The organism is Novosphingobium sp. BAM6, from assembly GCF_057784955.1.
The window spans coordinates 1-8,253 of the sequence record NZ_JBYNTR010000026.1; the positions used below are offsets into that span (position 1 = coordinate 1).

Consider the following 8,253-nt stretch of genomic DNA (forward strand, 5'->3'; position numbering starts at 1 on the left):
ATCCAGTACCATCCGGATCGCCCGCTGCCGAACCTCAGGGGCAAACTTGTTCGTCGTCTTGCTCATCGTAGACCCTCACTCTCAGGAGTTAGGGCCTCCGGCAATCCCGGTGCGGTTCAACCCTCTCGCGAGCAGCGGGATCAAATTCGGATAATCCCATGACACATCTCCTGTGACCCTGACGGCCATCGGTAGAACGCTTCAAAGCAGACGTACCGCCCCTTATCGGGCACTCTGGCTCTGAATCTAATTGCCCACGTACGGCCCGGCAGCTTTCCCCGTCGGGGCGACCAATAGGGCCCGGCGACCAGCATCAACGGATTAAACGGCCGATGGGAAGGTTCCCCCCCATCCCAAGGGAACCAATTTTCGTTGCGTTTATTTCGAATATACGCTATTGAATTGCTCTACCACGGAGAGTTTCCATGACGTTGCCTGCACATTCAGAGCCGTTCGGCGGCCATATGCCGTCGGCTGATGATCGTCAGATCGCTAACCAGCTTCGTCGCATGCTTGCTGCCCAAAAGTCGGGAGAAGCAACCTTGCGTCTCCAAGAGCCGGAATCAAAGAGGCGTGTCGAAATCACTCTCACTCCTGCCATGTCTGACCTGTTTCTGGAATTGCTGCGCCATATCGGCAGCGGCAGCGCGGTAACACTTGTACCGATCCAGGAAATGCTGACGACGCAGCAAGCCGCCGACCTCCTCAATGTGTCACGTCCATACCTGATCAAGCTGCTTGAGCAGGAGGCCATGCCCCACACTCTAATAGGACGACATCGCCGTATTCGGGCCGATGACGTGTTCCGCTATAAGGCGCAGCGCGATGATGAACGTTCGCGGGCCCTCGACGAACTCATCAGCGGCGATGCGGACTTAGCCTGAACCGTGTTCGCAAACCGCTACACTGCCCTCATTGATGCCTGTACGCTCGTCAGTATCTGGCGGCGCAACTTGCTGCTGTCGCTTGCCGAAGCCGAATTTTTCCGCATCCGCTGGTCAGAACCCATCCTGAACGAGACCAAGGCTGCCCTGATCAAGATGGCGCGAGAGCGCGATCTCGATGATCCTGAGGCGCGAGGGATGCGAGCGGTAAAGGCCATGCAGACGGCTTTCCCGGAAGCCATGGTCGAAGACTTCAAACTGATTGGTAGCGCTCAGTTTGGCTTGCCCGACCCTGGTGACGAACACGTCATCGCCGCTGCCGTCAAAACGCAAGCTCAAGCCCTTGTCACCGAGAATCTGAAAGATTTTCCAGCTGCCATCCTCGGCCAGCTCAACATCGAGGCTCGAAGCGCCGACGACTTCATTGCCGACACTATTGCCCTTGAAGAGGGGCGGGCGATCGCAGCTATCCGAAAAATGCGGGAGCGCCTGAAGCGACCTGAAATGTCCCCTGAAGATTTTCTACGGGCATTGGAAGCCAACGGCCTGCTCGAAACAGCTTCTGTCCTTACTCCCCACCTCAGCTCAATCTGAAGGTCAGTTTCCAGCATCTCCGACCCTATGCGGCCGTTGAGCGGGCAATTTTACGCTCCCAGGTGCGGACTGGCAGCTTTCATCGTAATCGCTCCTTACTACAGTGATTGGCAGACTGCTCTGGCTCGCGATGGTTGAGCCGTCATCAGGTCCGCGCACTTTCGCCTCGAATTTCGTCAGAGAGAGCAGAAGGCCCGTGACCCTACTCCACAAATCAGGCACATACGGCTGCGCAACCCGATCGGATTGATGGGTTGGTGAGAAACAAAGTGCAAGCGACGCTTGCAGGAGACATGGAAGTGCAAAACCTGAGCGTGCCCGACGAGCTTAAGACGTTTTTCGAGAATTCGCCGATAGCGCTTGCCCTCGCTCTTCCTGACGGAGACCACCCGCTGGCACTGGTGAATCGCAGGTTCGTGGAACTGACCGGTTACGCGTCTTCGGAATTGATCGGACACAACTGCCGCGTGCTCCAGCGCGATGCCGACGAGAGCGAAGCTCGGGCCAAGCTGCGCGCCTTTCTGGAAGACGACCTGTCTCCCAACGTGCGCACCCCGATCCTCAACTTCCGCAAGGACGGAACGCCTTTCGTCAACTTGCTTTACATGTCCCGGCTCCGATCACTGGCGGGTGAGACACGATATATCTTTGCGTCTCAGTTCGACGTGAGCCGGGCCCAGCCAGAGCGTCTTCAGGGTTATGACCGGGAACTGAGCCAGACGCTGACCCTGCTAAGCCCCGTTGCCGCAGAAAGCGGGATAATCGTCGAGGGCACCTTGACCACAATTGCCAATTCGGCCGCTATAATTGCACAGGCCAAACTGACCCTCGCCAACCTCGACGACAGTTCGATCCTTTGAGCGACGACAACAAACCTGATCATGTGGCGTTGCACTCTGAGGGCACGTCTCCGATAGCGGTACCGGTCGTAGGCATTGGTGCTTCGGCTGGAGGGCTTGAGGCGTTGCGTGAGATGCTGTCGGCCTCGCGCCGCCCCACTAACATGGCGTTCGTGATCGTCCAGCATCTCGATCCCAATTACGAAAGCATGCTCGCGCAGTTACTCGACCGGGCGTGCCCGCTCGATGTGTTGCAGTGTGAGGGTGGCGAATCCTTGTTGCCCGATCGGGTATATATCATCCCACCCGGTCGAGGGCTGGCGCTACAGGATGGCAGGCTGCAACTGACCGAGTTCGCCCAACCGCGCGGACTGCGTCGGCCGATCGACGACTTCTTTATCTCTTTGGCGTCAGACCAACAGGCGAATGCAGCCTGCGTCATCCTATCGGGAACCGGGGCCGATGGATCCACTGGCCTGCGCGCCATCAAGGAGCATGGCGGCGTCTGCGTCGTCCAGCAGCCTGAAACGGCGCGCTACGACGGCATGCCGGTCTCGGCGGTTGGCACGGGTCTGGTGGATTACGTCAAGCGCCCAGCAGACATCATCGACTGCCTTTCCGCATTCTTCGAACGTCGCAGCGTCGAGCCTCGCGAGCAGCAGGCTGAATTCGTCGCCGATCATGTCGATGACCTGTGTGGTACCCTGCGCTCGGCGGTGGGGCACGACTTCTCGGGCTACAAGCGCTCGACGCTCGTGCGGCGCGTGGAACGGCGGATGCACGTGCTCTCCATTGCGTCAGCGCGATCCTATCTGGACCGGGTACGCAGCGATCCTGCCGAATGCGAGGCGCTGTTTCGCGACCTCCTCATCAACGTAACGCGTTTCTTCCGTGATCCCGAGATGTTCGAGGCGCTGCGAACCAAAGTCATCCTCCCGCTCTTGCGCAACCGCGAGACCGACGAAGAAGTTCGCGTCTGGGTACCAGGCTGCTCCAGCGGCGAGGAAGCCTATACGCTGGCAATTTTGTTCGCAGATGCCGCACGCGAGAACGGGTTCGCCAACCCAGTACAGATTTTCGCGACCGACATTGACGAACAGATGCTGCAGATTGCCCGCGAGGGCAGCTATCCTGCTTCCGCGCTTGCCGACATTCCCAGCCCTTTGCGCGAACGATGGACGAACCCGCACGGCGAGCGCTTCTCTATCGCGAACCAGATCCGCGATCTCATTCGGTTTTCCAATCACAGCGTCGTCAAGGATCCGCCATTTTCGCGGATCGATCTAGTATCCTGCCGTAACCTTCTGATCTACTTCGATGACCGCCTTCAGCAGTCGGTCATGCCGATCCTGCATTACGCGATCCGGCCCGGCGGTTACCTGTTCCTTGGTCCGTCAGAGAGCATCGGCCGTTTCGATCATTTGTTCCCTCCCGTCGATCATCACGCCCGCATCTTTGAGCGGGGCGCTGGCAGCCCAAGCTATCCGATCGATCTTCCCGCCAGCGACCGAAATACCCAGCGGCAACGTCAGGTGTCGAGCCGGGCGGAGGGCGGGCGCAGGGCCGCAGAAAATGAGATCGCCATCCAGCGGCTGACGGAACTCTATGCACCGCCCTCAATGGTGTTGAACCAGGACGGCGCGGTACTGGCTGCGTACGGAAAGTTGAGCCGCTACTTCGACTTTCCTGTGACCCGTACCGGCGGCGCCAACGCCATTTCACTCGCGAAGCCTGGTCTTCGCGACGTGCTTGGGCCACTCGTGCGCCAGGCGCGTGACGGCAAGAAGCGCACCGTCGCGCGGGAAGTTGAGGTCAAGTCGGACTACGGCCTGCAGCCGATCGAAGCGGTTTGCGAGCCGCTGCCTGATGGCACCCTTCTGCTCGTGTTCCGCGACCGCGCGCCGTTCCGCCCCTTCGATGAGCATGATGCAGCAGAGATCGAGGACGGCGACGATCACATGGAGGCGCTGGAAGAGGAACTGCGCCTTACCCGCCACAAGCTGCGGACGGCGGTCGAGGAGCTGGAGACGGCAAACGAGGAACTGAAGAGTTCGAACGAAGAAATGATGTCGATGAACGAGGAGCTTCAGTCGACAAACGAGGAATTGTCCACCGTCAACGACGAGCTCAAGAGCAAGGTCGACCAGCTTACCGTCGCAAATTCTGACCTACGTAACTTCTTTGAATCTACCGATCTTGCCGTGATTGTTCTCGATCGCAACCTGCGCATCCGGAGCTTCACCGAGGCCGCAACCGGCATCTTTCCGCTGCGCCCCAGCGACCGGGGGCGCCTGCTCGCAGACGTCGCGACGCGGCTCGACGACAACGGCTATCTCGACGATGCGCTGCGGGTTGCCGAAACTGGCGAGGCTCTGCAGCGGCGGGTCCATACGCGCGAAGGGGGACGCACGCTGGCGCTGCGCGTGCTCCCCTATCGTACGCAGCATGGGGGAGTGGACGGCGCCACGCTGGTGCTAACCGATATCACCGTAGCGCTGCTTATGGAAAGCGATCTTGCTGCCGAGCGCGAGCGGCTCGATCTTGCGATCACGGCGGGAGGCATTGGCGTCTGGGAGTACTGCGAGAAAACCGATGAACTCATTCCCGATGGCACCAATCGCATTCAGTTGGGTTTACCGGTCAGAGGCGAAGTGACGGTGGCAGACGTGCTCTCGCGCATCCATAGCGAGGACCGCGCGGCGGTTGAGGAAGGCCTCCGCCGCACTGCATCGGGCGCCGAAGACTTCGCTGTGACGTTCCGCGTGCCCCAGCAGGACACGGACGGAGTTGTCTCCGACCGCTATCTCAAAAGCTTCGGGCGCACGATCGGAGGTTCGAACCCGCTGCGCATGGTGGGGGCCGCAATCGACATCACTGCCGAATACGCCCTTGCCGATGCGCGCGGCCTGATGCTGCGCGAAATGAACCACCGCGTCAAAAACCTCTTCGCGGTAGTCAGCGGCATGATCGCTGCGGCGAGCCGAACTCACAACGATGTCCAGAGCTTATCACTGGACCTGCGCGAGCGGATTTCAGCCCTTGGCAGCGCGCATTCGCTGGCTGCCCCGGCTGGCGAGCCGCGACCGATATCATTGAGAGACCTGATCGAAACGACCACGGCGCCTTACTCGGGTCAAGCAAATATCAAAATCGATGGCCCTGACGTCACGGTCGCGCGCACGGCCCTGTCCTCGCTCGCGCTGATCCTGCACGAATGGACAACCAATGCGGCAAAATATGGCGTGCTGGGCGCCCGAACCGGCAGCCTTTCGATCACATGGACGTTACGCGAGCGAACCATCTCGATGGAATGGATCGAAGCAGGCGAGAATGAGATCGACGTGACGGAAGGCAAGGGATTTGGGACGTTGCTTGTGGCCACGTCGGCCCGTCAGCTCGGCGCGAGTATCGAGCGCACCGTGGAAAGCGGCAAACTGGTGCAGCGGATGGAATTGCCTGGCTCGGTGATTGCCGGATGACGTGCGCTGTCCTGATTGTTGAAGACGAACTGTTCGTGGCGCTTGATCTGGAAGACACAGTCGAAGCGCTTGGATACTCCGTTGCAGGTACATGCGGAACGCTTGCGGGAACTTTGGCCGCGATCGAGCGGCAACTTCCCACGTGTGCCATTCTCGATGTCCGCTTACCGGATGGCGAGGTGTTTCCTGCCGCCGACGTGCTCAGGGATGCTGGTGTTCCGCTGATCTTCCATTCCGGCCATGCTGACGAAACTCAGCTGAAGACTCGCTATCCCGACGCCCAGGTCTATTCAAAGCCCTGTTCCCCCAGCCGCCTGCGCGAAGCCCTGCTGCGCGCGGCAGCGTGATGATCTTCAGGCTCTATCGGGCGCGGCTCTAAAAGACGTTTCCGTTCTGTGCATGAGCATCGCGCATTACGCGTACAAGGTCGTCAAGCGAATAGGGCTTTTGTAGCAGGGGAAACCCATGCCGCATATCGTCGGCGAGCACGTGGCTGTATCCGCTGGTGAGTACCACTGTCAGGCCAGGCCAGCGTGCACGGATGCGTCGACATAACTCCACCCCATCCATACCGGGCATTACGACGTCGGAGAACACGATGTCGATCTCTTCGTGTTCGGTTTCGAGCACGGCTAGCGCCTCGCGCGCGTTTCCGGCACGCCGTGCCGTGAAGCCCAGGTCAGCCAGCAACTGCGCAGCGAAGTCCCCTACCTGCTGATTGTCTTCGACGATAAGGATTTCCGCATCTGTGACGATGGCAGATCCCCGCAATTCCGGGCAGGTGTCTTCGATTTTTGCCTTCGATCGGGGTAGATATAGGCTGAAGGTTGTTCCGAGGTCGATTTCGCTGGTGACCGCGATCTCGCCGCCCGACTGCTTGGTGAACCCATAAACCTGGCTCAGGCCGAGGCCGGTGCCCTTGCCGACTTCCTTCGTCGTGAAGAATGGTTCGAACACACGGTCGATGTGTTCCTGCGGCATCCCCGATCCGATATCCGTAACCGAGACCTTCACGAAATCGCCTTGCGCCGCTGCATGACCGCGGCGGGCCGGGACCGACCGTGCGGTGTCCACGCAGATGGTGATCCGACCCTCACCGCTCATTGCATCGCGTGCATTCACCGCCATATTCACCAGCGCCGTCTCGAACTGGCTGGCATCCACTTCGACAAAAGTGGGATCACACAAAGAAAGGACATCAATGTCGATGCGCGAGCCGACCACGGTGCGCAGCATCTCCGAGATGCTGGCCACCTTTTCAGCGGGGTCGAAAACTTCCGGCCGCAAGGGCTGACGGCGGGCAAATGCGAGCAGCTGGCTGGTGAGCTTGGCCGCCCTGCCGGCTGTCTCCGAGATAGCGTCGATGTACTTGCGCTGCTTTTCGAGCGGCAACTCCCGCCGTGACAGCAGTTCTGCTGACGAGCGAATGATCGTGAGGAGGTTGTTGAAATCGTGCGCGACCCCGCCGGTCAGCTGGCCGATCGCCTCCATTTTCTGCAGCTGCCTGATCTGGTCCTCGGAAGCCATGAGTTCTCGAGATCTTTCCTCAACCCGGATCTCAAGGGTTTCGTTGAGCTGGCGAAGAGCCTCTTCCGCAATCGTGCGGTCGAGCAAATCCGCGGCCTGTCGCGCGAGAATGTCCAGCATCCGCAAATCGCGCTCGCTGGGTTCATGCGGCTGCGCCCAGTGCGTGGAGATCATGCCAAGGAGCTTGCCGCTACGCGAAATGAGGGGCGTGGTCTGAGCCGAGCGAATTCCGGCCTGCCGAAATGCGACCAGATCCTGGGTGCCTGCGATATCGGCCCATTCTTCGAAATCAGGGACGATTGCGCGTTGGCCGAACTTCAGAGCGAGGGTGCAACTGCTGTATGCGGCAGGCTTGACCCATTTCCAGAATTCGATGGCGTGCTCGGGTAAGCCGCGATGAGCGAGCAACTGCAGTTCGCCGCCATGGCCTGACGGATCTCCGGCAGGGCATAGGAGTTGCATTGTGCCAAACTGAGATCCCGCGATCGCGACCGCAGCCTCGACAATCTTACCGTAAAGTTCGAAGCGGTCCTGTTCACCGATCAATGTGACGCTGATCTGATGGAGCAGCTCGATATCGGATAGGTCTTCCTCTGCTCGCCCGGATATCAGCTCGTTGGTCTGGATCGCCAGATTGCTTTTTGCCGACATCACGAACTTGCCCCCACAGCTTTGCTATCCCACTGCATCAAGGTGCAATACGCGCAAAGGGCTTACTGAGTTCCTAGGTCACACATCTATTACATCCGGTCTTCGGCGCAATGCTGCAGGCAAAATACGCGGCGATAGCATTGCGGCCTTCCTGCCGTCGGTAGAGTCAGGAAGTGGCGCGGTGTCGTGCGGCGCGCCTGTGGGGCTTGCCAGACGGTCCGTTTCCACTCCCTGCTCATCGAACCGGACATGCAGATCTCCCGCATCCGGCTCTCGGAC

Annotated in this window: 7 protein-coding genes; 5 read left to right on the plus strand and 2 right to left on the minus strand. The window is 59.7% G+C overall.

Annotated features, from left to right (window positions below; translation table 11 throughout):
- The first annotated feature begins 425 nt into the window (after positions 1 to 425).
- The 5 genes from AC3EC3_RS19610 to AC3EC3_RS19630 all read left to right on the plus strand — a co-directional run bounded on the left by AC3EC3_RS19610 (position 426) and on the right by AC3EC3_RS19630 (position 6,143).
- Positions 426 to 884, plus strand: coding sequence for an excisionase family DNA-binding protein (locus AC3EC3_RS19610; RefSeq protein ID WP_260929118.1), 459 nt, complete (start codon positions 426 to 428; stop codon positions 882 to 884).
- Positions 885 to 887: 3 nt separating this feature from the next.
- Positions 888 to 1,478 (plus strand): PIN domain-containing protein, encoded by a 591-nt coding sequence (locus AC3EC3_RS19615; RefSeq protein ID WP_260929116.1) that lies wholly within the window; start codon positions 888 to 890, stop codon positions 1,476 to 1,478.
- Between the two features lie 293 nt (positions 1,479 to 1,771).
- Entirely contained in the window at positions 1,772 to 2,338 is a 567-nt protein-coding gene (locus tag AC3EC3_RS19620) for a PAS domain-containing protein (protein ID WP_488491257.1), read from the plus strand.
- Positions 2,339 to 2,451: 113 nt separating this feature from the next.
- On the plus strand, positions 2,452 to 5,796 hold the full coding sequence (locus AC3EC3_RS19625) for a CheR family methyltransferase (protein ID WP_488491259.1): 3,345 nt from the start codon (positions 2,452 to 2,454) through the stop codon (positions 5,794 to 5,796).
- Positions 5,793 to 6,143, plus strand: a complete 351-nt coding sequence (locus AC3EC3_RS19630; RefSeq protein WP_260929112.1) for a response regulator — start codon at positions 5,793 to 5,795, stop codon at positions 6,141 to 6,143. The genes AC3EC3_RS19625 and AC3EC3_RS19630 overlap by 4 nt, the downstream gene beginning before the upstream one ends.
- 28 nt (positions 6,144 to 6,171) lie before the next feature.
- Here AC3EC3_RS19630 and AC3EC3_RS19635 read toward each other — a convergent pair whose 3' ends face one another.
- Together AC3EC3_RS19635 and AC3EC3_RS19640 are read right to left on the minus strand one after the other, a co-directional pair.
- On the minus strand, positions 6,172 to 7,974 hold the full coding sequence (locus AC3EC3_RS19635; protein WP_488491260.1) for an ATP-binding protein: 1,803 nt from the start codon (positions 7,972 to 7,974) through the stop codon (positions 6,172 to 6,174).
- Between the two features lie 89 nt (positions 7,975 to 8,063).
- A partial coding sequence (locus AC3EC3_RS19640) for a hypothetical protein (RefSeq protein WP_488491258.1) occupies positions 8,064 to 8,253 on the minus strand: 190 nt, incomplete at its 5' end.

Bases quoted from the DNA above. Each gene is read 5' to 3' on its own strand.
- AC3EC3_RS19610 (WP_260929118.1), top strand. From the start codon at position 426: ATGACGTTGCCTGCACATTCAGAGCCGTTCGGCGGCCATATGCCGTCG.
- AC3EC3_RS19620 (WP_488491257.1), top strand. From the start codon at position 1,772: ATGGAAGTGCAAAACCTGAGCGTGCCCGACGAGCTTAAGACGTTTTTC.
- AC3EC3_RS19625 (WP_488491259.1), top strand. From the start codon at position 2,452: ATGCTGTCGGCCTCGCGCCGCCCCACTAACATGGCGTTCGTGATCGTC.
- AC3EC3_RS19630 (WP_260929112.1), top strand. From the start codon at position 5,793: ATGACGTGCGCTGTCCTGATTGTTGAAGACGAACTGTTCGTGGCGCTT.
- AC3EC3_RS19635 (WP_488491260.1), bottom strand. From the start codon at position 7,974: ATGTCGGCAAAAAGCAATCTGGCGATCCAGACCAACGAGCTGATATCC.